Consider the following 26,845-nt stretch of genomic DNA (forward strand, 5'->3'; position numbering starts at 1 on the left):
CCTTTTTAACGTATTTTCTTATTTCTTAACAATTCACCAACGTTAAGTTGTTCTTCTTGTTGAGTTTCTTTTTCTGTTTTACGAATTCCATTTGGAATATTTCGTAATGTAGTCCAACCGAAGCGTCTTATAGTGATATCGATAAAGAATAATAACATTGCCATTAACACTAACCATTGTGCAATGTTCTGCTGGTTTGAACTTGATGAAGGAAGCTTACGGAATGCTTCGGCCGGTTCTGTTAGTTCTTTACCATTGGTTTTTGTCGAAAGCTCTGTTAATAACTTCGTATTGTCCGGCTGTATTTGATATTCTGCACTGTAAGGGATTGTTAGTCCAGCCTGATACATCCCTTCATCTTCATTGGAAACTCTAAAGAATACTAATCCGGGTCCATGATCAAAATTTACACGAGTTTTACCTGGTGATAAAGGTTCTTCTGTGATTGATAACTCTTCACCTTTTTCATCTACAACGACTATGTCCATAAAGGCCGATTGTGCAGTCGGGTCTGAAACGATAAAAGAACCGTCGCTTTGCTGTTGAATATTATAAGGCACTTCATTATATGAAGGGAGCAGCTCCGATACGGTTGTGTTCCAAAAATCTGACCATCCTTGGAAGCGAGCCCAATCCCCGCTCCATTTTCCTGTTGTGTCCGATGTAAAGGCCATTGTCTTTCCTAGACCATACTTCCATTCTGCAAGAACAGGATCGTCCTTTTCACTTTCTACAATGACATTAGCTGTCTGCTTAGCTGTAGTAGCGATGTATGCATTCATTTTCGGCACGCCATCTTTAAATAGACTTTGCCATTTTGCCCCTCCACCTATGATGGGGTAAAACGGATTGTCTTCAATATATGTGCGGGTTAACATCGAAGTTTCACGAGAGAGTATCGATGGAATTGTTTCTTCATCTGCCACATCATAGAATCGACCGGCTCCTGCTTCTGCTAGATATTGAAGCAAACCACGATCAGAATCTTGTCCAATTGCAACGGTAGAAAGTGTAATATTCGCTTTTTTACCTTCTTCAATTAGCTGCTCATAGGAATTATTTGTGGCTGCCTGACCATCTGTTAACAATATAATATGTTTGCGCTGTAACTTTAAATCTTGCATACGTTCATAAGCTAAGCTTAGAGATTTATAAATTTCCGTTCCTCCGTCTGGTGTAACGGATAGAATTTGCTCAATCACTTGCTTTTTATTTTCTAACGGATTTGGCGGTATGATTTCCCATGGACGATCGTCAAACGCGATAAAACCAAATAAATCCTCTTTACGCAATAATTCAACTGAACGTGCAGCTGCTTCCTTTGCTAAATTAATTTTGTTACCAGACATACTTCCAGAACGATCTAGAACAATTGTTAAACCAAGAGAAGGAATCTGCTCTTTCCCCTTCACTTCCATTTCAACAGGTAAAATGGTCTCAATAGGCGTTTTGAAATAACCACCTAGACCAAAACTATTTTCCCCACCAATCATCATAAAGCCCATACCAAAGTTTTTCACTGCCTGTTCAATCATCGCCATTTTCCGTTCTCCGACTAAATGCCCTGAGACATTGTCAAAAATAATAGCATCATAGCCAATATAAGATGACTGCATTGAAGGTAATTCCAGCGCGGAGATGTCATCTACCTTCAGAGTACTCTGGTCAATAACTTTCGATAGACTGCTTGATTTCACATCATCACTGTGTACTAATAATATATGTGGAGTTCCTTGTACTGTAGTAACACTTGTCAATTCATTATTTTCAAGTAAGGCATCTTCTACCATTTTAAGCTGGACCTCATATTTAATAAGACCATCACCTTTAGCTTTATGGCGGAACGTAACTGTATTTGAACCACTATCTAACTGAACTTTTTGTTTCTCAATTACTTTATCATTTGCTGATAATAGTAACTCGCCTGTTGTACTTGTAGAAGCTTCTATTTGCACTGTTAATTGTTGTCGCTCACCTTTATATGCCACTGGCGGTGTTTCAAACGAGGTAATGGCAACATCTTGTTTTACTGGTTTATCCACTTTTACTGTATCAATTTGAACATTACTATTTTGTAATCGGCTAAGTTGCTCTGTTGTTGCCCCCACTGTTTCAACACCATCTGAAAAAACAACAATACGAGTTGCCTTATTTTTGTCTACTACATTCGATACTACCTGTAAGGCATTTGCTAAATTTGTTTGACCACTATCTTTTAATACAGGCCATTCTGGTAAATTGGTTCTGTTAGCCGTTATGCCAAGATCCGTCTGTACGCCTGTAGCAAAACTATAAACTCCTTTAGATTGATACTCCTTACTACTTTCCATGCTTTCTTGAATCCAACTAGCAGTGTCTTTTTCAGTTCCTTTCATCGAGGCAGAACGATCTACTAAGAAGACCACTTGTTCTTCCTTTATCGGCAATAAAATATAAGGTGCACTCAATGCAAAAACGAGAAGACTAACTGCTACTACACGCATATAGAAAATAATTTTATGTTCTTTATTATAACGTTTGCTACTTTGTAACCACGCCCATCCAAAATACAATAGAACCGGTATAAATAACAGTAACCATAGAGGGTCATCAATGCGTAAATCCATATCGACGTTGCACCTCCCATTCAGCTAGTAATAATCCAATGATAAAGAATAAAAACAATGGTACAAGGGATTGCTGTACAAAGTTAGTTGCTTTTTTATCTGCCGCCTCCCCATATTCAAACGATGTTCCTTGTACAATTACTTTCTCCTGCTGTTGTAATGTAACTGTGAAGCGTTTTTCCTCGTTTCCTGATTTGATCATATAGAGTCCTGGTTTGGTAGGTGCGATAAAACTGCTACCATCTTCAAAGCTACGAATATATTCACCGTCTTGGGTATAAATTTCATACCCTATTTTTTCTCTATCCTTTTCTACTAAAGATATAGTTCGTCTTTCATTTGGTGAAAACGTACCAATGTCACTACCACTACTAGCAAGATTTTCTTTAGTGCTCCATAAGAATAAAGGGAATGACGGATGTAATGGCCAGTCTGTCATTTGTATATCAGCTAAAACTACAATATGTCCTACTGGTGAAATTTGAATAAACGGCTCATCACCGATGGTTGCAACTGTTTTATACTCCTTAAATGCAGGATACAGCTCATTGACATAGACATCTTTAATCGGTGCATAAGCAAAGAGATTAGAAGTCTCCGTTTCAACCTCTCCACTTATTTCTTTTGCTTTTTTATCATCACGGCCGATTAATAGTACGGGTTGCTTTTTTTGTTGTAACAACTTCGTTTGGTTTGTCACGATAATTGCATCGTCCTTTGAATCTTCCAATTGTAACGATGGTACGATACTTACTGGGAAATCCATCGCTTGAAATGCTTTTTGTACAAGTTGCTGTAACCCTTGATCGACTAAAATTTTGGTCATATTCTGCTGTACCAAAATGGTCATTTCATTATCCACTTTGTAATTATCGTTTACTTTCAACTTAGCTGTTAGTACTTTTTGATCAGTCAGTTTATCGAAGAGAACACGTTCTTCTTCATTTGCAGGAATAGTAATTTTCTTATTTACTAGAGTTTTACCTGTATCATTAGAAATAGTGATTGTTACCTGCTGTTCTTTACTCGTGTCATTTTTCACTTGAGCTATCGCTTTCAACTGACCATCTACTTTTGTTGCACCAAAACGCTGCAATGAAATGTTCTTTAAGCCATCCGGTGCCCCTTTAACAATCCATTTAACATCTGATAATTCAAGTGGTAATTGGTCACGTTCTATAGCATCTGTGAACAAATAAATAACCGACGATTTCTTGCTAATGAACGTCTGTAAAAAGTCTAACGTTTTTGGAAACTCTTCATTAGCATATGTAACCTCTAATGATTTCACGGCATTTTGAATAGTCTTAGTATTTGTTTCGTTGCGCAAAATAACTTGTGGCTCTGGCCCAGTTGTCATAATCGTAACAGCTTTACCACCTAACTTATTCGTTAAATCTAGCATTTCTTTTTGATGACCTTCAAATATCGTTTGACCATCTTTTTCTGCTAACATTGTAGCTGACGTATCAACTACCCAAATAATTTGATCACCTGCAATAGACTTCGTTTTCCAATACGGCTGTAATAAAGCGAAAACGAGTATAATCAGTCCAAGTATTTGCAAATAAAATAGCAAATTTCTTTGTAAATGTTGCAAATAAGGGGAAGCCTTCGTTTCCTTCATTACTTCATCCCAAAAAAGCGTAGAGGAAATTTGTTTCTCCACATACTTCTTACGGAAAAAATAATAAATTATAACCGTTAGAGGAATGACTCCTGTTAATAGAAACGGTAGTTGATTAAATCCCATTTACTTCACCTCACTGTAGCCATTTTGCTTTGACTAGTTGGTTGAATAGAGCATGTTGAAGTCCATCTGCCACTTGTAAGGTTATATGCTGAACACCATATTTTCCGCATATTGCCTCAAGCTGCAATTGGTGCTCCTGTTGTTTTTCTTCATATGATCGAAGAACATTTTGTGACATTGATACATTAACGCTCGAAGATGTCTCTACATCAACTAATCGCACATCCCCAGAGTACGTTGGCAATTTTTCATCTGCTGACTGTATTTGAAGAAGTCGAATATCCCCAGCAAATCTTGGCACTTTACTTAAAAAAGCACTCCATCTTTCAAGTGGCTCAAGCATATCTGAAATAATTAGTAGAATTGTTGCATCCTTAGGCAAGGTTTGCAAAGCATGATCAGTAAAGGATTCAGTGAATATTGGTTCCGATAAATCAGATACTGTCTTTTCATAAGCCCTTTGATAGGTGGATCCTTTTCGACGAAATGGTGGTGTTGGCTTATTTGACACATATGAAAATGATAATCGATCGTCTTTATTTAACACCATTAAGCCTAAAGCTGTAGAAAGCTGTCTGGCAAAAAGCCATTTCGCTTCCTCCCCCATCGATTTTGTCGTATCAAGTAAAATATGAACACGCATTTCCTGTTCATCTAAAAAGCGTTTAATAAAAAACTTTTCTGTTCTCGCAAAGACATTCCAATCCAACTGTCTCACATCGTCACCTGGATGATACTCTCTAAAGTCAGAGAAATCTAGAGATGCTCCGAAGCGCTGTGAACGGTGTGATCCTTTATGATGTCCGCGTATTTTTGTAGCTGCATTTAATGATAAACGACGAATTTTACTTGCCCATTCATTTGGTAGCAAAAAATGGGATTGCGTCATACTACTTGCCCTTGTTTCATTTTATCAAGTAACGTATCTAATACATCATCAACTTGTAAGCCCGCTGCTTCTCCTTCATAATTAAGCATTAAACGATGTCGTAGAGCTGGTTTTGCTACAGTTTTAATATCTGCAATAGATACGTGATAACGTCCATTTATAAGAGCACGTGCTTTTGCAAGTTTTACAATACTTTGCAATCCACGAGGACCACTACCATACTCAATATACTGCTTTACTTCATCAATCGTATCAGAGCTATCTGGATGAGTAGCAACGACTATATCTACAGCATAAGAGAGCATATCTTCAGCTATTATAATTTCTTTCACCATTTCTTGTAGGTCAACGATTTCTGTATCATTCATGATTTTTTGCAATTCAATTGAGATTGACCCCGTCGTTCTTTTCATGATTTCTATCAGTTCTGACTTGGATGGAGTAGGAACTAGTATTTTACAAAGGAAACGATCCATTTGCGCTTCTGGAAGAGGATATGTTCCTTCCATTTCAATTGGGTTTTGGGTAGCTAATACAAAGAATGGTTTTGCCATTTTCTTTGTATCACCAAGAACAGTTACTGTTTTTTCACCCATTGCCTCTAGTAATGCACTTTGAGTTTTTGGGGTTGCACGGTTAATTTCATCTGCTAATACCATTTGACTGAAAATAGGCCCCTTTTGGAAAGAGAAACGCTGATTTCCATCAGCTGAACGTTCAATAACACTCGTACCTGTAATATCCGTTGGCATTAAGTCTGGCGTAAATTGAATACGTGAAAAAGATAGATCAAGTACTTCTGAAATTGTACGGATTAACATCGTTTTCCCTAATCCGGGAAGTCCTTCTAATAAGGCGTGGCCATCTGCAAGAACAGCAAACATCGTATAATCGATTGCCTCTTCCTGCCCAACGATAAAACGACCAATTTCATCTCTAACAGCTTGTAATTTTTTACTCATCATTACATATTGCTCTGGCGTGTAAGACATGTTCTTCCTCCTCTATTTGTTATCAATGGTCGTAAAATAATTTTGAACAATATTTTGTAATTCTTTTGGTAATTGCAACCGATCTGTTGTTTGGAAATACGAGTTTTTATAGCTTCCAACAACTTCTTCATAAGGTCGTAAGGACCCTTTATGCACTGGGCCTTTTTCTGTTTCATGAATCTCTGCTGCACTACCTTTACCCATTTCACCGGAGTCTACCGATGTATCCCCTTTACTTCCAATACGTTCCGGTATTGCTAGCAAATTGCGATTACCTTGGCCTTGGCCTTGGCCTTGACCTTGACCCTGGCCTTGACCTTGACCCTGGCCTTGACCCTGGCCTTGACCCTGGCCTTGGCCTTGACCCTGGCCTTGGCCTTGACCCTGGCCTTGGCCTTGACCTTGCTTCTGACCTTGACTCTGTTTGTTCTGATTAGGACTATTGCTATTAGATTGAGATGAACTACTATTTTGTGAACTATTAGCATTTTGACTAGAGCTCTGGCTAGTATTGCTATTAGAAGTAGCAGCCTGATTTTGACTTTGACCATTTGACTGCTGATTTTGTAACGCCATTTGAAGCGATTGAGATAGTGATTTTCCTTGTTGACTCATCGTAGTTTGTGCATCCTTCGCCTCATCCATCAATCGATCATTCGCTTTTTGTAAATCGGCTAAGTCCTTTAATTCCGACTCCGACAGTCCTTTTCCTTCGCCCTTTTCATCGTTCTTGGCTAATTTCTTTTTTTCCAATAATTGCTGCTCTTTAAATTGTAGTTCCTTTTGCTTTTTCACGAGCTCACGCAACGCTTCTTCAGATGTTTTAGTATCTTTAAGCTTTTTCTGTAGCTTCGCTAATTCTTTTTTTACTTCTTCTGATTTTGCCTTTTTCTCAAGTTTTTTCACTTCTTTTTTTATTTCTGAAATGATTTTGTTTTCTTGCTCTACATCTTTTGCAGCTAGTTGTGTTGTCGCTGGAAATAAAGTAAGTGCGAAAATTGCAACGGCAATAAAAAAGCTACCTAATATGTAGGGTACATGCACGATTTTCTTCTTTCTTTCTTTAAATTTGAGCAACGCTATATCAGCATTATCATCTGTCTGCTTCAATAAATGTTGAAACAACGTCGTCGATGTATCTTCAATTGAAAATACTGCGCGTAATTGATTATGAGGAAAATAACCATCAAGAGCATGTATTGAATGCTCTTTTGATGGCTTTGTCCATAAAATATAAAGTGTCCAGGTAATGAAAATCATAATGGCGACTACTAGTGCAATTTGAGAATAATAAGGAAAAATAAAGAATCGAGAAACGATCATTAAAACAAAACTAACACACAATGCGACTAGTAAACCTAATTGAATTTCAGTAAAAAAGTATTCCCAAAAAAGGCTCGTTTTTGCCTTTTTAACTGCAAGTGCTAAACGACTTTGACCGTTCATCGATTACCCTCCTCATTTCGCTTTTTTCATGTTAACGCGTAGTCTTTTTATAGCTATAAGTAAACAAACGACCGTCACAATTGAATAAAAAATTAAATACCCTGCCCAAATTGGGAAATGGATTTTCGTCACTTCATAAAAACTATCTAACATTTCAGGACTGATTAGTGTCATCATTAAAGCAATTGGATTAATCGTCCCCCAAAAATGTGCAAAAATTGATGGACTAGTTGACACACCAGTTGTGCCTGACATATTCATCTGCATTGAGATTAAAAAGAAAAAAGCTGTGACACCTGTTATAAATAGCATCGAACCATACGTTACAATCATCGACAGAATTGTTTTTCTTAGTAACGTCGAAAACATGACACCTATACTCCCAATAGCAAGCATTGTCACAATTAAAAATGCGAAGATAACGAGTAATTGTGTAGGTGAAACACCACCAAATAAAAACACTAAACTATAAATTGGCAAACCTGCAATTAATAAAAGTACTAAAAAAGCAATAGACGAACTCATTTTCCCAAAAATAATTTGGAAAGAAGATTGTGCTGTCGTCAGTAGAATACTCAAGGTTTGCTTTTCACGCTCAGAACTAATTGAACCAGCTGTCATACCTGGTGTAATGAATAAAATGAGCGCCAGTTGTACAAACGTTAACAAGCTAAATAACAGAACACTTTCCTGTGGATTTATAAAACCACTAATATTAAACTCCATTGATACAAAAATAAAACCAAAAACAAAAATACTAAGAGCTATTAAATAAAACATGATACCTGAAAAACTTTTAAAGGAGCGAAATCTTAGCTTAAGCTCTTTTATAAGTACGGGATTTGTGAACAGTGATTTCATGCTTCATCTACTCCCTTCGTTATAGCCATAAAGACATCTTCTAAATCTTTTTCCTCTTCCGCAAATGACAGAATTGGAATATTTGCTAATATTGCTTTTTTCAATAGCTCCATTTGCTCTTCATCTGATCCTCGATAACGGAAACATATATTCTCTTCAGTTACTTTAATTCCTGTTACAAAAGGATCTTCTTCAAAGAAACTTACAGCTTTTTCATAAGAATCTTTTAGCTTTACATTCAACACTTTTTCACCTTGTAATTGTGTTTGGATGGCTGATACTGATCCATGTGCAATTAATTTTCCATTATCAATAACACCAATTTCATCACACATTTCCGCAAGCTCAGGGAGGATATGCGAAGAAATTAATATTGTCTTACCCATTGATTTTAGCTGTTTCAGAATATCACGCATCTCTATTCGAGCACGGGGGTCTAGCCCCGATGCAGGTTCATCCAAAATAAGAACTTTAGGATCATGTATAAGCGTTCTAGCTAAACAAAGGCGTTGCTTCATACCGCGTGATAATACATCTACATATTCATAGCGTTTATGTGTTAGATTGACTAGTTCTAATAATTGAGGAATTAACTTCTCTCGCTCGGCTGCTGGAATACCATAACTAGAACCAAAAAAATCTAAATATTCATCTGCTTTCAATTGGTCATAGACACCAAAGAAGTCAGGCATATAGCCAATTAGTTTACGGATATCCTCAGATTGTTTCGTTACACTTTTACCATCAATCAATGCATCACCTGCCGTGGGTTGCAAGAGTGTTGATAAAATTGAAAATGTCGTTGACTTGCCTGCTCCATTTGCTCCTACAAAACCAAATACTGTGCCTTCACCAATTGAGAGATCCAGTCCTTGTAAAGCATAAAAAGAACCGTATTTTTTTGTTAGTCCTTTAATTTCTATCATTTTTGGACCTCCCCTTTCAATTGCAACTCTGGTAACACAGTCCTATTATCATTATGTTTCCCAACATTCTTAATTAATTTAAAAATTACTTGCCCATCTTTTGAAATATAATGCGAAACGTCTTTGTCTACTATAAATCTTGCATCAGATATTTCTTCAAACTTATCTTTTTTCACATTATATAAATTGATCGTTAAAGTTTGCATATCCGTATTGGCAAGTTGTAATTCTGTCCATTTTACTTTTTTATCTAATATGGAATCTGGTATTGTCCAATTCACATCATATTCACCATCATCTAAATACCAAGAATTTATATCCTCAAAGGTTTGTTCAACATAGCCTCCCATTGTTGAATTAATCTCTTTAGTCATTGCATTTGCTGGTAATACGAAATCACCCGATAAATTTGTTTTCGGATTAAAATTTTGGACTAGTAAACTCAAAGAAGTTCTCTCAGCTTTTTGAGTTTTTAATTCAATTGGTAACAATGCTTCATCTACCCATGCCACTATAGCAGGTTGATCATTACCATCTAATAATTGATAAGCTAGGTTTTGAGCACTCTGCTTACGATTATTTAAAACCTCTTTTTTATTTTTTGCTGGTTCCATTCCTGGCATGCCCATCTGCATTGGAGACAATAATATAGACCCATTAATTGTTTGAGTTACTTTTAAAGTCTCTTTAGATTCAATATCACCAAGTTCTAACCACTTAACTCCTGACCAAATTGAAACATCCTTAAGTTTGAATGCGAAGTTGTTCTTAACTGTCCCTTTTACAGCCCCATCTTCTACGTCTAACTGAATGTCTAGACGACCAACATCTTTAATTTGCGTATGACCAATCAAGCTATTAACAGCCCAATAACGGCTATTTCGAATCGTTAATGATTGATGGTCGGCAAATTGTTCCAACATAGCTTTTTGATGTACATCATTTAAATTACTGTAACCTGTATATGTATTTGACATAGACATTGATGTATCTTTTGGTGCTGTAAATTCAAAATTGCCACTACGATTTGATAACAAAGCCGACGCATAGATACCTGACAAACTGTTATCATCATTTACTTTAAAAACAGCTGTTTCTTGAATTTGAGGATTTAATAGACGATCTTTTGCCCCGTACCAAAAGATTAATAAGGAAGTCACAATTGATAATACAGGAATAATCCACCATGCATGTCCTCGTTTATCTTTATTTTTTAGTAAGAAATATAGTAAAGGTCCTATTAGGAAGATATACAAAACAACAATCACTAGTAATAAAATAGCTGAGACTTGGAATGAAGGGAATGTCTCATTTTGACTGACTATTTCCCAATTCATTTGGTTCATTACTGATTGTAATGCTTGGTTACTAACTTTCATAGGTACTATTTTTTCAAGAAGTTTTGTATAATCGTCTTCTTTTGCCAATGGAGCATTTCCTAGAGAAAAGGCAGTTTCAATAACCTCCCCCTTGCCAACAGCAAGTTTAGCGACAAGTGGAGAATGATCTTCTTCTAATACCACTATTGCATTTTTATTTAATTCAGCTTCGTAAGCTGTTGCATTTTCTTTAAAATTACCGCCTTTTGTTAACGTTTTCAGTGTTTCTTTAGATACTGTTCTCTCTTCACCTAAAGTCAATGGCAAGTATTCTTTCAATAAACCAACTTCTGCATCTACATTGGCAGAAGCCCCTATGATTGCTTTACCACCATTTTTCACCCATTCGATAATTGCTTTTTGCTGTTCTTCTGATAAGTCGGCTAATTTATATTCATCAATAACAAGTACATCACCCGCCGACCAAGATGCTGCTTTTGATGGTAAAGTGAAGTTCGTTAATTGTGCAATATCGATTACTTCCATTTTAGTAGTATTATTCTTGCCAAGTTTAGTGAAGCCCAATAATCGATCCGCATTACTTGTTAATGTGAAAACAATTGGTGTGTCTTCTTCAAGTAGTAGAGGATTGACTTGTGCTTTACCACTGTATTCAATCGATTTCCCTTTTTTCCAACCACCTTCGTAAAAGTGAATCATTTGCTGATTTGACCCATTTCCAACAAAGGCGTCAGAAAATCGTTCAAATGCTACTTCTATCGTTTTAGTTTCATTTTCTCTAATTTCTATTGGGATAGCTATACCACTTCCAGTATTATAGTCTTGCATTGCGTCAATAACGATGTCACCAGAAAATGCTGTTCCTGTGTTCTTGACCGTTATTGTAAGAGGTAACCCTCTGTTATATTTACCCTTATTTGCAAATCCAACTGATGTCTTCACATCCAGCTTTGGTGCAGAAGATGCTTCGATTTGAATACCTGGTAAAAAACTAAAAAATAATAAAAAACATGAGACCAGTAATAATAGCCTACTTCGCAATGGAAATCCCCCCTCTTTCATCTTTTTCATTAGTACGTTTTTTTCAGCAATTTGGTTGCATAAATAACAAATATATATATTTTTATAAAATAAGGTAAATATTTCTCCTTTAGTTTAAAAATATCTTTTTGTACAACAAAAAACCTATAGTGCAAAATTACACTATAGGTTTTCATTATTTATAAACTATAATTGAGCGTAAAAATTGTTCTACAAATTGTATATTAACGATAATCAATTCTTCATCTGGTTGCATAGCTGAATGATGCAATCCATATGGCGTATTTGCTCCTGTCCAGAACATAGCACCTGGTAAGTCTTTTAAAAAGAATCCAAAATCCTCGCCTGTCATTGCTGGAGGACATTCATATGCTACGACACCAGGAAACTGCTCGGCAAAGCTTAATAAATCGTACGCACATTGCTCATCATTTTCCACTTGATAATAAGATGAACCATAATCAATGCTTACTTTACATTCATAAGCTATTTCAGTGGCTCTACAAAGTGCTTCCACTCGCTTTTTAATTAGCTTCATCGATTCTACAGACATCGTACGAATTGTACCTTCTAATCGTGCATCTTCAGCAATAATATTCTGGACAGTACCTGAAGTCATCTTACCAATGGTTACGACAGCACTATCTAGAGGATTTATATTGCGACTGACAATGGTTTGAAGTTGAATCATTAGATTTGCTGCTGCAACTGTCATATCTCTCGTATTATGAGGGTATGCTGCATGTCCACCCAAACCTTTTAAATCAATAAAAAGCTCAGAAGTATTCGCAAATAACATGCCTGGTCTTGTCGCAATCGTCCCAACTGGATAATCAGGTGCAATATGTAAGGCAAAAATAGTATCAGGGACTAAATCAGGTCTTTCGCTTTGTAGCCATTCAAGCATTGGCTTTGCACCACCTGGACCTTCTTCAGCTGGTTGGAAGTATATAATTATTGTGTTTTCTGGTTGATTTTCTGAGAAGGCTTGCATTAAACCTAATGCGATAGTCATATGGAAGTCATGGCCACAAGCATGCATAAAGCCTGGATGTTCAGAAGCATAAGCCAAGCCGGTGTTTTCTGAAATCGGAAGACCGTCAATATCTGTTCGCCAACCGATTTTCAACTGTGGATTCGAACCATTAATCGTCACGATAATACCTGTTCGCCATACGTCAATTTGAATATATGGCTTCCACAATTTTTCAATGATTGTGAGTAAATACTTTTGAGTTTTTTCTTCCTTGAAACCAACTTCCGGAATTTTATGTAACTCACGTCTAATTTCCAGTAAACTTTTCATTTTATACACCCGCTTATAATTTACGAAGATCTTGCATAATTTCAGTTTTAGATTTCGTCTTTTCATCAATGTCTTTAATGACTTTTGCTGGAGTCCCTGCAACTACAGTAAACGGAGGTACATCTTTGGTAACTACTGCGCCTGCTGCAACTACAGCTCCTTCCCCCACTCTACAGCCTTCTAAAACAACTGCATTAGCACCAATCATTACTTTATCCTCAATAACAACTGGTGATGCAGAAGGTGGCTCTATTACACCTGCTAGAACAGCGCCTGCTCCGATGTGACAATCTTTTCCAACCATTGCACGCCCACCTAAAACGGCATTCATATCAATCATTGTACGATCGCCAATTTCAGCTCCAATATTAATGACACTACCCATCATGATGACACAATTATCCCCTATCGTAACTTGATCACGAATAATAGCACCAGGTTCAATTCGAGCATTGATACCTTTTAAGTCAAGAGTTGGTACCGCAGAATTTCTTCGATCATGTTCAACAACAAAATCAGAAATTTTCGCTTCGTTAGCTTCTAAAACTTTTTCAATTTCAGCCCATTCCCCAAATACGACAGCTGAATTACCTTCGCCAAAAACTTTACTTCTCTCACCAAATGAAAGCTCTGCTATCTTTTCACCTTTTACATAAACTTTCACAGGTGTTGCTTTTTTGGCATTTGCTAAATAAGCAATAATTTCTTGTGCATTCAATTTCTGCATTGGCTACGTCCTCCTACTATTCTGAAAATATGGACTAATTGTACACGAAATATAATAGCGTTGTCATTTTTTTTCTTCCACACTATTCGCATAATCATACAAACATTCAGCATGTTTTTTCACAAGGTCTACAAAGGCTGCTACTTGACGCAATTCAAAAGAAGACTCATAACCAATAAGCCATGTATCACGCGTTAGCTCAAATTCTTCTTCAGTGTTCGTCAGCGGGATGGTATTAACATCCTCATGTCCACTTAATGTAATAGAAGGCAAAATGGCATAACCAATTCCATTCAACGCCATTTGTTTACACGTCTCAATTTGATCTACCGTAATTTGTCGCCGAGGATTAGACTTAAAATGACGTTGCCACCATTGTTGTATTTCTTGATAATAATTAGAATCACTTTTGAATTGGATAAATGGACGATCTGTCTCGAAAACTTCATCAATCTCTTCAATTTCTTTATCTACTAAATACAACGTATCACGGAATAAGTGAATCTTTGACCCTTTCCAGTCTGTATGTCCACGAACTATTCCTACATGTGCCTCCCCATCATATAGAGACTTAACAATTTCTGAGCTCCAACCAGTGTTCAGTGAAATTTTCGCTTCAGGATATTGTGTCATAAAATCCTTCAATACTTTAGGTAACCATGTATGCCCCACAATCGAAGCACATGCAATTTTTAATGTACCGTGTACTTTTGAATTCAACGACTGAATCATTTCATAAATCTCTTCTTTTTTAGCAATTGTATCAATCGCATATTGTATAACTAACTCCCCTGCTGGTGTTGGTGTTAATCCCTTCTGTGAGCGTAAAAACAACTGTGCTCCCCAATCTTTTTCAATGGATTGTAAACGTTGGGAAAGTGCCGGTTGGGATAAAAATAAACGTTCAGCTGCTTTTCTCATATTGCCCTCTTCTGACAATACTTTTACAATTTGCGCTTCTGTTGTAGTCATCGAAAAGTAACCTCCTGATCATCCTTATATGGATTAAATCATTTATAATTAATAAAGAAGGTCCCATTAATGGCGACCTTCTCTCATTTTGTCATATTAAGAATTGAATTGATAGATATGTTTTTTTAGCTGTTTTAAAATCACGCGACGTGTCATAATCCCCATGAAAGTACCTTCATCATCAATAACGCATAAAAATGCATGATTAATCACAAGATCTAATGCTCTTTGAAAAGTATCTTTAATGTTTAAGGTCGCGACTTTCTTATCCATTATTTCATCTACTTTAATATCTGCTAATCTCTCATACTCTATATGTTCCATTCCCAAAATCGGTTCTGTGATCATACGCATACTTAGCATGCCATGCAGACGGTATTTTGCATCAAGTACTGGTATAGAAGAATAACCTGTTTTCGTTAGGACTAGCAAGGCATGCTCTGCGTTATTGCCCATTTGAACATGTGCAACTTTCTCAGAATTAATGATAAAATCAGCAATTGGCATTTCAAGGAACTCTCTGCTACTTAAGGACACCATAGTATTCTACTCCTTTTTCTGTTCCTTGGTTCAGAACAGCAAAATACATTTTAATCATATCATAGTCCCTCGTAAAATTTCCATTTATACAAATAACATTTTATCAAACACTAATATTAATTCGTTTTCTTGGGTTTTTATGTAGTTAAACTAAAAAAGATGAGAAGAGGGATTTCTAACATTCCCTCTTACCACCTTTTATATCCATTGATATTTCACAACATTATAAAAAATTATAATGAATACGAAAACAAAAGCTAAGCCATATGCCCAAATAATTGGATTTAGCATCGTTGGATTATCTTTAACTGCTTGACTAATCGGTTGATCATTATTGTGAACAGCCTGTTGTTCCATTTTCGCAATACGTCTCGTATAAACATAACCGGTACCACAAATAATTAATATTACCGTCATTAATGGCCAAGTCCACGTACCCATAGCGTCACTTCCTTCATACTTGTTTCGCTAAGTATGTGCATTACTTGACTATTTTACTCGTTAGAAAGGATACTGATTTAAGTGTTGTCCACCATCAAGTGTGACAACTTCCCCATTCATGTAAGCCGCTTTATCTGACATCATGAACGTTGCTAAGTCAGCAATTTCCTCTGGTTTTCCTAAGCGACCAAGTGGCACCGACTGTAAAGTACGCTTCGCGGCCTCTTCAGATTGCCATAACTTATCAGCACCACCAGTTCTTTCAATCGGCCCCGGAGCGATTGCATTAACTCTAATACCATATTGTCTTCCCCATTCAACTGCTAGTGTTCTTGTTAAAGATAATACTCCAGCCTTTGCTGCTGCCGAATGAGCAACTCCTGGACCAGCATCCCACGCATAAGTTGCGACCATATTAAGAATAGAACCGTTTATTTTATTCTCCATCCAGTATTTACCTACTTCTTTTGAGCAATAAAATGTACCGTTTAGGACGATATCAATAACGGATTTCCATCCATTTGCTGATAAATCCTCAGCACGGACGATAAAGTTTCCTGCAGCATTATTTACTAGACCATCTACTTGCCCAAAAGTATCTACTGCAAACTTTAGCATTCCAGCAACATGCTCAGGTTCTCTTACATCCATTTGAAAAATATCAATATTGTTCCCATCGTTCGAAATTTCATCCTTTGCGTTTTTTAGACGCTCTAAATCACGGCCTGTAATGACAACGTTTGCACCTTCTGCTACAAACGTTTTTGCCATATATTTCCCCATCCCATTTGAACCGCCTGTGATAATAATTGTTTTCCCATTTAACAATTAAGATCCCCCCTTTGAATGAATGTTCATTCATAATTTTACCATACTTCGGAATTACTGTCTTTATTTCAGAGCAAAAATAAAAACCTCAATAATTGGCTCATTAAGGTTTTTACTATCATGACTAACAAAAATACATTTCGATAATACTTTCAATCGGCACTGGTCGGCTAAAATAGTAGCCTTGAGCCTTTTCACAATTTACAGCTTTTAAAATTTCTACATGATCTTTTTTCTCGACACCTTCAGCAATTACTTTCATACCTAAACTATGTGCCAGATGTATAATCGTTTTCGCTATTGCTTCATCCTTTTCATCTTGCTCAATTTCCTTAATAAATGACTGATCAATTTTAATAATATCAATTGGGTATCGTTTTAAATAACTAAGAGATGAATAGCCTGTTCCAAAATCATCAATTGAAATAACAACACCCATTTTCTTTAATTCTTGTAAAATTGAAAGCGTTTCATGAATATTTGTCATTGAGCTTTCGGTAATTTCAAGCTCTAAAGCTTGAGGTTTTAATTCATATTTGTAAATATATTTTTTAATTGCATTAGCGAAAGCTTCTTGCTTAAATTGCTTAGATGAAATATTAACGGCAATTCGTACATCTATAAATCCATTTATTTGCCATTCTTTTAACTGAATACATACTTGATTTAGAACCCAATCCCCTATTTCTAAAATGAGACCAGATTCTTCTGCAATAGGAATGAATATACCTGGGGGCACTAAACCAAACTTAGGATTATTCCATCTAAGTAATGCTTCAAAACTGTTTATTTTCCCAGTATCTAGATCCACTTGTGGTTGATAATGAATAGTTAATTCATTTTTTTCAATTGCACGTCTAAGATGGGATTCCATCACTGTTCCATTATTAGAGGTATCAAGCATTTTGCTATGATAAAAGCGGTAAGTAGAAGGAACACGTTCTTTTACGTATCTAAGTGCTTGATCTGCCTTTTTTAATAACTTATCTAATTCCACACCATCAGATGGATACATAACCATGCCGATAGAACCTGAAATATTCAACTCTAGATCATCAACACAAAAAGGTTTTTTGAATAAAGATAATATTTTCTCAGCAAAGTACTCCGTTTTTTTTACATCTGATTGTTGTAAAAGAAAGATAAAATCATCACCATTTTGTCTATAGATTTGGCTATTAGCGTCTGACAAGGTAGAAAGTCTTTGGGCAACTTTCTTTAACAACTCATCTCCATTGTTGGAGCCAATAGAACCGTTTATTTTTTTAAAACGATCCAAATCCAATAAAATTATTGCCATCTGATTACCTTGATACTTGGCAATGCTTTCTTCTTCTTTAAAATGCTCCTTTAAGGCACGTTTGTTCCAAATACCTGTTAATTGATCATGATATGACAAATAGAAAACCGTCTTCCCTGTTTCATCATACCTTGTGATATCTCGCATTATTAGTTGTATTTCTTTTACTTCATTATTTTTAATAATTGGAATACTTTTTACGTATACCATTAATGTTCTACCCTCGACATTTTTAATACCGCATTCACTTAATTCTACAGTTTGCTTTTGCTTGATCGTTTGCTCTATCAATTTCACCAGCTTTAACTCACCTTGCTTGGATACAAGGTCTAAATAATGCTGTTTTAATAAATCATTTTGTTTATACCCAAATACAGAAGTCATTGCTCTATTACTTTTAATAATATGCCCACATCGATTAATCGTAATGACAGAATCCAAATTGTGGTCCATTAGCGAGCAATACGATTCATTACTTACTACTTTAGTTAAAGATAAACAAATTACTTTGTGCTGTGTCGTGGTATCTGCAATTACACTGACATTAAAGGTATGTGGTATCGTTTTCTTCATAATCGTTATCTGCTTAGTATATGGTTCTATCACTTCATCTTTTTGTAATAGGAATTCTTCTAAATTAGTTCCCATTTGACATGTAAAAAAAGGTGATGCAAGTACTTTATGTTCAAATGAATGTTCAAAAAACGTTTTAAACGATTCATTTACGTATGTAATCCAATATTGATTGTTTTTACCTTGTTCTATTAACATTGTCATGGATTCAGGATGTAATCTTGACAATTTCTGTACAGATTTTTGAAATTGTTGAGGACTCAATGATGAATTATACATATAATGCCTCCATTAACAGAAGTAGTCTACTACGTATTATGATAATTGATTTTTATGCGATTGAATACAATTTTATTTATTCTTTTATATCCTTTGGTATATTATTCGTAGTGGACTTGAATAAAGCAGATTTCACACAGGATTTTTCAACTGATATTAAGAAGACTTTCGTCATATTAGCGAAAGTCTTAGTGAATAATTTATTATTTTTACTCTTGGTCTATCAGGACACGATATGCTTCTTTTAAGAATATTTCCTGACTATTTATACATTTATCTCCATCTTTTTTCTCGTTATAATAATATACACCATTCTCATCTTGAATACGTGCTTTCACATTATCACGGAACTGAGTTTTCATAGATTTCATAATACGTTTTTTTATTTCAGTATCAAAAATTGGAAATAGAATTTCTACACGTTTAATCATATTTCTTGTCATCATATCCGCTGAAGATAAGAATAATTTATTTTCTCCATTATGATGGAACCAATAGATACGCGAATGTTCAAGAAAACGACCAACAATACTAATAACTGTTATATTTTCACTAATACCTTTAATACCTGGGCGTAAACAACATATCCCACGAATAATTAAATCTACTTTAACTCCAGCAATTGAAGCTTCATACATTTTCATGATTAATTCTTTATCCGTCAATGAATTCATTTTCGCGCGGAAATGCCCCTTACCATGCTTTAGATGATAATTTATTTCTTCATCAATTAATTTAATAAACTCGATTCGAATATCATTTGGTGACACCACTATGTGATGGAAGTTCGGCTTCTCTGTATAGCCACTAAGGAAATTAAAGAAGTTAGTCGCATCAATACCAAACTTCTTTTTCGTCGTTATGATACCCATATCCGTGTATATTTTCGCTGTTGCATCATTATAGTTCCCTGTACCTAGATGGACGAACCGCTCTATTTTACTTTGTCTTCTTCTTACTACTAGAGTAATTTTAGAATGTGTTTTTAAATTATGCATTCCATAAATAACTAGACATCCTGATTGTTCCAGTTCTTTTGCCCAATGCACATTATTTTCTTCGTCAAAACGAGCTTTTAACTCTACTAGTACGGTTACTTGCTTCCCATTTTCAGCAGCGTATTTTAGCGCTTGGATAACTGGTGAATTGCCACTGACACGATATAAAGTCTGCTTAATGGCTAAAACACTTGGATCGTTCGCAGCTTCTGTTACAAATTCCACGACTGGTGTAAAAGATTCGTATGGATGATTAAAGAAAATATCTTGAACTAATGCTTTCTCAAAAATGTCTTCATCTGATTCTAAGTCTTGAGGCGGCTGAGGGATAAAACTTTCATATTCTAAATGCTCTCTGCCTTCACTCACAAGTTTTACAAACGAGAATAAAAACGTTAGATCTAGTGGACAATCTACACTATACACTTCCGCTTCCCAATCTTCTAATTCATTCAAAAGAAATTGTAGCACACCTTTATCCATTTCCCCTGTACGCACTTCTAGACGAGTGAGGGCGCCCCATTTACGCTTTTTCAACTCTTTTTCAATCTCTAGAAGTAAATCACGCGCACCTTCTTCATGAATAGTTAAATCTGCGTTACGTGTAAGACGGAAAGATTGTACCGATTTAACATTGTAGCCGTAGAACAACTTATTAATATTCGCACCAATTATATCTTCAAGAAGTACCACTGTGATTTCATTCCCTTTAGATGGTACTTGGATAAAACGTTCTAAAACAGATGGTACTTGTACAACTGCTACCTTTTCACAAAATTCAGGTTCTACATTCTCTTGTTCCAAAAGAATAATCATATTTAAAGTTTTACTGATTAATGTTGGAAATGGGCGATACGCATCAACAGCTACAGGTGTTAATACCGGAAAAATCGTTTCTTCGAAATATTCATTGATAAAATGAGTTTGTTCTTCATTTAGCTCTGCTATTTTGCGCGTATAAACATTCTCTTTTGGTAATAGTTGTTTCATTAATTCTTTATAAATAGCTGTTTGTCTTGAAACAAGTGCTTGGGTTTTCTCAGAAATTCGAGCTAATTGTTCCTTTGGTGTTAAACCTGATTTGTTTTCCGGTTTATGAAATCCAGCTTTTACCTGATCTTGTAACCCTGCTACACGTACCATGAAAAACTCGTCTAAATTTGAACTAAATATCGCCAAAAATTTCAATCTTTCAAGTAATGGATTTTGTGCATCCTCCGCTTCCTGTAACACGCGTTCATTGAATGCTAGCCAACTTAATTCACGATTATTGTAGTATTCTGGTTTTGTAATTTCTGTCTGCTTAACTTGGACTAATTCCATTTTTTACCCTTCCTTTTCTATAAAGTGTAGTGTTACTTCCCCTTTAAAAATTCGATTAATATGCTTCTTTTGGCGATTCGCTTGATACATTTCAGCCATAGCATTACCTGTTGTGAAAATCTTCAGTTTTACATTATCACCCGATTGTTCCATAGCAATCGATTCGACAATGTTTCGTTTCGAGGCATCTAATGCATAGACAAATTTAAGTAAAGCACCGATGTCTCGCATTTTTTTAAACTCGTCCTTTGAAAACCACTCCATAAATGGTTCCGAATAACGACTGAAATCATCTCGGTTCTTGTAAGAAGCAATTAACGCTAAACGAACACGCTGATCGTGGCTTATCCCATCAATTGAACGATTCGATAGCAAGTAAAATGTATGTTGACTTGCTGCATCAACCTCTATGTACTCACCAACATGAAATAATCTAGCGGCTTGCTTCAACATATGTAAATCTTCCGCATTATACAAGAATGCCCCTATTTTACAAAATTCAAAATAGGCTATTTCCGTTAGCTGCACAAAATGAGCTGTATTTTCTAATGGTTTATCAAATTCAGCAGCTAAAAATTTTGTACTCCTCTCAAAAACATTGTATTTGTTAAAAGCTGTTGGATTGTCTTTTAATATGCGATCAATGACAAGACCTTCACGCAATCCTTTTCGACTAAATTGGAATGTCTCACTACCTACAACATCCATTAACGCTTGAAATACTATAATCACGGGTACAATAATATCTGCTCGATCACTTGAAAGCCCATCAAGTTGATTTAATTGTTCGTATGTCAATGATGTTACTTCATGACTAATATTTGTAAAGTCATCTTTTGTCATCTCATATTGATGAACACCTGAAATAGGATAATCCTTTTTACGCTGATCTAGCTTTGCCATGTTACGTGCACTGCCTCCGATTCCAATAACAGGCAACTGAGCGTCTTTCAACCATAACAATGTCTCAAATTTACTTTTTGCAAAGTCATAAATCATATCGCCTTCCTCTTTTGTCATAGTGTCATCTTCTATAAATTGTTGCTTTAATGACACGGACCCAAATGGAAAACTGTGATAACACTGTAGCTCTTTATCTTTGAAATAGGTTAACTCTGTACTACCACCCCCCATATCGATTGTTATACCTGATGGTGTTTCTAATGTATGAGCCACAGCAAAATAGCCAAAATAAGCTTCCTGTTCGCCTGATAATAGTTCTATTTTTACACCTGTATTTTCCCTCATACGTTCAATAATTTCAGAGCTATTCTTTGCTTGACGAATTGCGGCAGTAGCAATGGCTCTTACGTCTACTATGTGATAATCATTTAATATGTCTCGAAAAAAAAGCAAAACTCGTTCAAGTTCCTGTATGCCTTCTTCAGACATAACATTATCCATTTGTAAATAATTTCTCAGGCGGGCTACAGATTTAATATTTTCTACTTCCTTTAAGCCTCTTAGTGGATCATACGTATAAAGTACAAGTCGGATTGTATTTGAGCCGATATCGATAATAGCTGTTTTAAAATAAGTCATTGGGGGCACATCCTTAGAATTTTTCTTGTCTCTCTATACAACTGAGAGTAAAATTGATATTATAATGTATATTATAAATTGAATGCTCTGAATTTTCTTCTAAACACAACCAATTACAAACATTAACTTAAGTAGAAAGGCGGTATTTTATGCAAAGAGAATATTGTGATGAACAACTAGCTACTGCTATTTATACTGTAAATAGACACGCAAAAACTGCACCAGACAACAAACCTCTTTACGAATTAAAACGCCTTGCACTTGAGAAAATGATCCTCGACAGCAGAGCGAAAAAAATTGGTTTACATTTTGTGAAAAACCCTCGTTTTAGTAAGCAACAATCATCCGTACTCATACAATGCGCAGATTATTTTTTCCATACCCTGCCGAAAAAAGATGACTTTGCCTCATTACCTCATTTAGGACACCTCGATGACAGCTATCGTAATCCCCAAAGAAAAATGAGCTTAAACACAGCTAGAAATGTATTAAAAGACTATTTAGGGATAAAAACCCAGCAAATAGCAAAAAAAGAGGTGGGTAGTACTTCTAAACCTAAAAAGAAGCCTTTAGTAAATAATACAAGTTATTTCTACGGACATTAGATAAACTTATAATACATAAAACCGGATCCCTCATTGAGTAAGGTATCCGGTTTTTAGCATTCATATACTTAAAGGATGTACTGATCTATTTTTAAAATGAGTTCGGCAATCTCCGGTTTGCTGATTTGATCTTCAGCTCCGACTTGATCCCCTTTATGTCTTAAATCATCTGTTATTAAACTAGAGAAGATAATAACAGGTAATTTTGATAATACAGGATGAGTTTTAATTTGTTTTGTTAAATGATGACCATCCATTTGTGGCATCTCAATATCTGTTACGACTAATTGCACAGCCTTTGAAATATCATTTTCTTTGTCTGCTAAAGCCAGTAAATAATCTAAGGCGTCTTTACCATTTTCAAAGAATTCTATATTCATATAACCGGCTTCATGCATCGTATCATGCAATAATTTGCGCAGTAAAGGCGAATCTTCAGCAATAACTATTTTCTTTTCTGAACGCTGACGATCACCTAGTTTTTTTACAGATTCTACACTAATACCCGAATCAGGGTTAATGTCTACCATAATCTTTTCAAAGTCCAATAGTAGCAACATTAAGTCCTCTTGTTTAATTACTCCGATAACTTGTGAACCACCACCTTGGTACATATCAGTAGGTTTTTCGATTTGATTCCATGAAATACGATGAATCATCGTTACATTATCAACATGGAAGACAACTCGTTGGCGATTAAATTCTGCAACAATATATTTTTGTTGCTCATTAAAAGCACCGGATAAACCTAATACTTTTTTCATATCTACGACTGGTAATACTTCTCCACGTAATTGAATGATCCCTTCAACATGCGGATGAGCATGAGGTATAAAAGTAACCGGAATTGGTTGTATAATTTCTTTTACTTTAATAACGTTAATACCAAATTTATTGGAACCTACTTCAAACTCAACAATTTCAAGTTCGTTTGTTCCACTCTCTAGTAAAATACCCTGACTTTCTACCATAATATTTTCCTCCTTGAGTCACACTTCGCCTTACTCTAATTGTAACATATAAGGTACATTACTCCTATATAGTTTTAGTGGCATTTGGGCGAACTCTTAAATGGATGAATAGACCAATCACGGTTAAAACAATCAAAGTTGATAATGCTACACGGCTGGCAAGCGTTCCATAGTCCTTTAGTAATAAAGTTACCGTCCCGTAAATAGCAGGACCAATAATTGATGATACCTTCCCTGAGAAAGCGAATAACCCAAAAAACTGTCCTTGCTTTTCTTTTGGGCTAAGTTCGATAATATAGGTTCGAGATGTTACCCACATAGATCCAAGAGAAACGCCAAACATACTTCCCGCAATCCAGAACATCCATTGTTCTAAAGCAAATACCGCTATGATAAGAGATACAATCATTAACAGTGCTACAAAAGTTATCGCTTTCTTAGCACCCACCCTTTTAGTAATATAGCCAAATACAAGGGAACCAATAATAGTGGATACAGTAGAAACTAAGTATAGAATGATAAATTGTCCCGAGGAAAAACCGACAATTGCTGTTGCATATACAGCCATCATCGCTATGGTTGTTGCAATTGCATCATTTAAAAAGAAATATGCAATCATAAAAGTGAAAATCGCCTTATAAGCACGCATCTCTTTAAAAGTTTTTATTATTTCTTTATAACCAGATAAGAAAGAATTAACTTTTCTTCGTTCCTGAATTGGTTTGTCTTTGTTAATGAAAAATAATGGTAATGAAAAAATTAAATATAATACCGCCGTAGGAATGAATGCACGATGGAAATCCCCACCACTGACAAATGGGTAAACTAGTAAACCAACAATCGTACCAAAATATCCAATTGCTACTCCAAATCCAGAAATAAGAGGCATCTCTTCTTTTGTCCCTAAATCCGGCATCATGGCATCATAGAATACTAAGCTTGAATTAAAGAAAAACTTCGCTATGACAAAACTTGCAACAACTAAAAACAGACTCATTGGTACTCCACTAAATGTAGTATCTGTTTGCCAGTAGCTAAATACCCCCATCATGAAAGTGAAAAATATAGAAATCGATGCGAACCATACGATAAACCTCTTTTTCAAGCCCGTGTTATCAATCCATACTCCAAAAAGCGGTGAGAATATTACTAGAAAAAGGCTTGCTATAGCATTGGCATAAGATATAAATGTACTGGCAACTTGTTGTTTTACTTCATTCGTTCCGAGTATTTCATCCATATAAAACGGGAAAAATATTGTATTAATGTTGGATGAAAAAATAGTATTCGCAAAATCATAAAATGCCCATGACAATATAGGTAACGATAAATACAATCCCCATGTACTTCTTAATTTAGATTTCTGAGACCCTACATTCATCACATCAACTCCCATCTTTATAAACTATTCCATAGAGAAAGAAGAAAATCCTGTATTCCAAAATAAATTTACAAAAGCCTTACATTCAATTGTTGAGTTTCCTGCCCAAATTATCGAACACTGTCGTATATTATTTATGTCTAATGATTTTCAATATTATAATAATTAAAAACCACTCCTATGGAAAATCCACAAAGCGGTTTCTTTGAACAGTGTTATTTATAATGGTTAATTAGTGCCTGTGTACCGTTATCCTCAAAACCTTTAGTAGCTAATTCATCATACATTTTCTTTGCAAGTACGAGACCTGGTAAGTTTAATTGCATGAGCTCTGCTTCTTGTAAAGCAATCTTCATATCCTTTATAAAGTGCTTTAAATAGAATCCAGGAGCTAAATCGCCCTTCACTATACGTGGTGCTAAATTACTTAATGACCACGAACCAGCTGCTCCTGAAGAAATTGAAATTAAAACATCTTCAATATCCAGACCTGCCTTTTCCCCATAAGCAATTGCTTCACATACACCAATCATATTTGTTGCAATCGCTATTTGATTACACATTTTCGTATGCTGGCCTGCACCGGCTTCTCCTTGATAAACAATATTAGTACCAATCAGATTAAATAACGGTGTAATTTTATTAAATACTTCACGTTCTCCACCCACCATAATAGAAAGCGTTCCATTTTGCGCACCGATATCACCACCTGAAACAGGAGCGTCTAAGGCGTCCATTTGCAAAGATTTCGCATGATTAGAAATTTTTTTTGCTAGAGTAGGTTGAGACGTTGTCATATCAACGACGATTAAACCTGCTTGTCCATTTGCAAATATTCCACTTTCATCAAAATAAACTTCTTCAACATCTTGTGGGTAACCAACCATTGTGAAAATGACATTTGAGTGACTAGCGACTTCACCAGCTGTCTGGAACCATTTTGCGCCTAATTCAATTAATGCCAAGGCTTTTTCCCTTGTTCTTGTATAAATATTGACATTATGACCTGCATGTAAAAAATGCTTAATTATGCTGGATCCCATTACCCCAGTACCTACAAAACCAATATCCAATTGTTCAGTCATCATAATTTCCTCCATTTTTATGTATATGCTCTTTATTGTATCAGAAAATTTTCCGAATTGTACGTCTTCTCTATTTACACAAAAAAAGACAGATGCGATTGCATCTGCCAAAGAAAGGGG

21 protein-coding genes are annotated in these 26,845 nt (G+C 35.6%); 1 reads left to right on the forward strand and 20 read right to left on the reverse strand.

What is annotated here, in order from left to right; genetic code table 11:
• Nucleotides 1-5: 5 nt before the first annotated feature.
• The 17 genes from ACZLO7_RS18310 to ACZLO7_RS18390 form a co-directional block, all read right to left on the reverse strand.
• Complete coding sequence (locus ACZLO7_RS18310; protein WP_464937828.1) at nt 6-2,606, reverse strand: VWA domain-containing protein; 2,601 nt, start codon at nt 2,604-2,606, stop codon at nt 6-8.
• Nucleotides 2,590-4,359, reverse strand: a complete 1,770-nt coding sequence (locus tag ACZLO7_RS18315) for a vWA domain-containing protein (RefSeq protein WP_464937829.1) — start codon at nt 4,357-4,359, stop codon at nt 2,590-2,592. Before ACZLO7_RS18315 ends, ACZLO7_RS18310 begins: the two co-directional genes overlap by 17 nt.
• A gap of 10 nt (nt 4,360-4,369) precedes the next feature.
• Nucleotides 4,370-5,248, reverse strand: coding sequence for a DUF58 domain-containing protein (locus ACZLO7_RS18320; protein WP_464937831.1), 879 nt, complete (start codon nt 5,246-5,248; stop codon nt 4,370-4,372).
• The gene (locus ACZLO7_RS18325; RefSeq protein WP_464937833.1) at nt 5,245-6,240 is read right to left on the reverse strand and encodes an AAA family ATPase; all 996 of its coding nucleotides are present in this window, start codon (nt 6,238-6,240) and stop codon (nt 5,245-5,247) included. The genes ACZLO7_RS18320 and ACZLO7_RS18325 overlap by 4 nt, the downstream gene beginning before the upstream one ends.
• Before the next feature lie 12 nt (nt 6,241-6,252).
• Complete coding sequence (locus tag ACZLO7_RS18330) at nt 6,253-7,686, reverse strand: DUF8809 domain-containing protein (protein WP_464937834.1); 1,434 nt, start codon at nt 7,684-7,686, stop codon at nt 6,253-6,255.
• 12 nt (nt 7,687-7,698) lie between these two features.
• A complete protein-coding gene (locus ACZLO7_RS18335) occupies nt 7,699-8,547 on the reverse strand; it encodes an ABC transporter permease (RefSeq protein ID WP_464937836.1) in 849 nt (282 codons plus the stop codon).
• On the reverse strand, nt 8,544-9,473 hold the full coding sequence (locus ACZLO7_RS18340; protein ID WP_464937837.1) for an ABC transporter ATP-binding protein: 930 nt from the start codon (nt 9,471-9,473) through the stop codon (nt 8,544-8,546). The genes ACZLO7_RS18335 and ACZLO7_RS18340 overlap by 4 nt, the downstream gene beginning before the upstream one ends.
• Nucleotides 9,470-11,854: a DUF8725 domain-containing protein gene (locus ACZLO7_RS18345; RefSeq protein WP_464937839.1), complete on the reverse strand. Its 2,385-nt coding sequence runs from the start codon at nt 11,852-11,854 to the stop codon at nt 9,470-9,472. Before ACZLO7_RS18345 ends, ACZLO7_RS18340 begins: the two co-directional genes overlap by 4 nt.
• Nucleotides 11,855-12,029: 175 nt before the next feature.
• Complete coding sequence (locus ACZLO7_RS18350) at nt 12,030-13,160, reverse strand: N-acetyldiaminopimelate deacetylase (RefSeq protein WP_464937840.1); 1,131 nt, start codon at nt 13,158-13,160, stop codon at nt 12,030-12,032.
• A gap of 13 nt (nt 13,161-13,173) precedes the next feature.
• Nucleotides 13,174-13,887, reverse strand: coding sequence for a 2,3,4,5-tetrahydropyridine-2,6-dicarboxylate N-acetyltransferase (gene dapD / locus ACZLO7_RS18355; protein ID WP_464937842.1), 714 nt, complete (start codon nt 13,885-13,887; stop codon nt 13,174-13,176).
• A gap of 63 nt (nt 13,888-13,950) precedes the next feature.
• Nucleotides 13,951-14,859: a transcriptional regulator CcpC gene (ccpC, locus tag ACZLO7_RS18360; RefSeq protein ID WP_464937843.1), complete on the reverse strand. Its 909-nt coding sequence runs from the start codon at nt 14,857-14,859 to the stop codon at nt 13,951-13,953.
• A gap of 96 nt (nt 14,860-14,955) precedes the next feature.
• On the reverse strand, nt 14,956-15,399 hold the full coding sequence (gene cbpB, locus ACZLO7_RS18365) for a cyclic-di-AMP-binding protein CbpB (RefSeq protein ID WP_427749261.1): 444 nt from the start codon (nt 15,397-15,399) through the stop codon (nt 14,956-14,958).
• Nucleotides 15,400-15,597: 198 nt separating this feature from the next.
• A complete protein-coding gene (locus tag ACZLO7_RS18370) occupies nt 15,598-15,840 on the reverse strand; it encodes a hypothetical protein (RefSeq protein ID WP_464937844.1) in 243 nt (80 codons plus the stop codon).
• A 60-nt stretch (nt 15,841-15,900) separates the two neighbouring features.
• On the reverse strand, nt 15,901-16,668 hold the full coding sequence (gene fadH, locus ACZLO7_RS18375) for a 2,4-dienoyl-CoA reductase (protein WP_464937845.1): 768 nt from the start codon (nt 16,666-16,668) through the stop codon (nt 15,901-15,903).
• Between the two features lie 124 nt (nt 16,669-16,792).
• Entirely contained in the window at nt 16,793-18,820 is a 2,028-nt protein-coding gene (locus ACZLO7_RS18380; protein WP_464937846.1) for a sensor domain-containing protein, read from the reverse strand.
• A 209-nt stretch (nt 18,821-19,029) separates the two neighbouring features.
• Nucleotides 19,030-21,141, reverse strand: coding sequence for an RNA degradosome polyphosphate kinase (locus ACZLO7_RS18385; RefSeq protein WP_464937848.1), 2,112 nt, complete (start codon nt 21,139-21,141; stop codon nt 19,030-19,032).
• A 3-nt stretch (nt 21,142-21,144) separates the two neighbouring features.
• The gene (locus ACZLO7_RS18390) at nt 21,145-22,683 is read right to left on the reverse strand and encodes a Ppx/GppA phosphatase family protein (RefSeq protein ID WP_464937849.1); all 1,539 of its coding nucleotides are present in this window, start codon (nt 22,681-22,683) and stop codon (nt 21,145-21,147) included.
• Nucleotides 22,684-22,832: 149 nt separating this feature from the next.
• On the opposite strand from ACZLO7_RS18390, the gene ACZLO7_RS18395 reads away from it, so the two are divergent.
• On the forward strand, nt 22,833-23,288 hold the full coding sequence (locus tag ACZLO7_RS18395) for a YkyB family protein (protein ID WP_464937850.1): 456 nt from the start codon (nt 22,833-22,835) through the stop codon (nt 23,286-23,288).
• 68 nt (nt 23,289-23,356) lie between these two features.
• Here the strand turns inward: ACZLO7_RS18395 and ACZLO7_RS18400 are convergent, their stop codons facing one another.
• From ACZLO7_RS18400 to ACZLO7_RS18410, 3 genes are all read right to left on the reverse strand, one after another.
• A complete protein-coding gene (locus ACZLO7_RS18400) occupies nt 23,357-24,259 on the reverse strand; it encodes a chemotaxis protein (RefSeq protein WP_427749274.1) in 903 nt (300 codons plus the stop codon).
• Nucleotides 24,260-24,323: 64 nt separating this feature from the next.
• Nucleotides 24,324-25,640 (reverse strand): MFS transporter, encoded by a 1,317-nt coding sequence (locus ACZLO7_RS18405; RefSeq protein ID WP_464937851.1) that lies wholly within the window; start codon nt 25,638-25,640, stop codon nt 24,324-24,326.
• Between the two features lie 215 nt (nt 25,641-25,855).
• Nucleotides 25,856-26,725: an NAD(P)-dependent oxidoreductase gene (locus ACZLO7_RS18410; protein ID WP_464937903.1), complete on the reverse strand. Its 870-nt coding sequence runs from the start codon at nt 26,723-26,725 to the stop codon at nt 25,856-25,858.
• Nucleotides 26,726-26,845 lie beyond the last annotated feature (120 nt).

Source organism: Viridibacillus sp. d25.2 (assembly GCF_055456015.2).

Bases quoted from the DNA above. Each gene is read 5' to 3' on its own strand.
- ACZLO7_RS18410 (WP_464937903.1), bottom strand. From the start codon at position 26,725: ATGACTGAACAATTGGATATTGGTTTTGTAGGTACTGGGGTAATGGGA.
- ACZLO7_RS18390 (WP_464937849.1), bottom strand. From the start codon at position 22,683: ATGACTTATTTTAAAACAGCTATTATCGATATCGGCTCAAATACAATC.
- ACZLO7_RS18320 (WP_464937831.1), bottom strand. From the start codon at position 5,248: ATGACGCAATCCCATTTTTTGCTACCAAATGAATGGGCAAGTAAAATT.
- cbpB (WP_427749261.1), bottom strand. From the start codon at position 15,399: ATGGTGTCCTTAAGTAGCAGAGAGTTCCTTGAAATGCCAATTGCTGAT.
- ACZLO7_RS18385 (WP_464937848.1), bottom strand. From the start codon at position 21,141: ATGGAATTAGTCCAAGTTAAGCAGACAGAAATTACAAAACCAGAATAC.
- ACZLO7_RS18310 (WP_464937828.1), bottom strand. From the start codon at position 2,606: ATGGATTTACGCATTGATGACCCTCTATGGTTACTGTTATTTATACCG.
- ACZLO7_RS18340 (WP_464937837.1), bottom strand. From the start codon at position 9,473: ATGATAGAAATTAAAGGACTAACAAAAAAATACGGTTCTTTTTATGCT.
- ACZLO7_RS18325 (WP_464937833.1), bottom strand. From the start codon at position 6,240: ATGTCTTACACGCCAGAGCAATATGTAATGATGAGTAAAAAATTACAA.
- ACZLO7_RS18370 (WP_464937844.1), bottom strand. From the start codon at position 15,840: ATGGGTACGTGGACTTGGCCATTAATGACGGTAATATTAATTATTTGT.
- ACZLO7_RS18335 (WP_464937836.1), bottom strand. From the start codon at position 8,547: ATGAAATCACTGTTCACAAATCCCGTACTTATAAAAGAGCTTAAGCTA.
- ccpC (WP_464937843.1), bottom strand. From the start codon at position 14,859: ATGACTACAACAGAAGCGCAAATTGTAAAAGTATTGTCAGAAGAGGGC.
- ACZLO7_RS18330 (WP_464937834.1), bottom strand. From the start codon at position 7,686: ATGAACGGTCAAAGTCGTTTAGCACTTGCAGTTAAAAAGGCAAAAACG.
- ACZLO7_RS18400 (WP_427749274.1), bottom strand. From the start codon at position 24,259: ATGGTAGAAAGTCAGGGTATTTTACTAGAGAGTGGAACAAACGAACTT.
- ACZLO7_RS18315 (WP_464937829.1), bottom strand. From the start codon at position 4,359: ATGGGATTTAATCAACTACCGTTTCTATTAACAGGAGTCATTCCTCTA.
- ACZLO7_RS18395 (WP_464937850.1), top strand. From the start codon at position 22,833: ATGCAAAGAGAATATTGTGATGAACAACTAGCTACTGCTATTTATACT.
- ACZLO7_RS18405 (WP_464937851.1), bottom strand. From the start codon at position 25,640: ATGAATGTAGGGTCTCAGAAATCTAAATTAAGAAGTACATGGGGATTG.
- ACZLO7_RS18350 (WP_464937840.1), bottom strand. From the start codon at position 13,160: ATGAAAAGTTTACTGGAAATTAGACGTGAGTTACATAAAATTCCGGAA.
- dapD (WP_464937842.1), bottom strand. From the start codon at position 13,887: ATGCAGAAATTGAATGCACAAGAAATTATTGCTTATTTAGCAAATGCC.
- ACZLO7_RS18380 (WP_464937846.1), bottom strand. From the start codon at position 18,820: ATGTATAATTCATCATTGAGTCCTCAACAATTTCAAAAATCTGTACAG.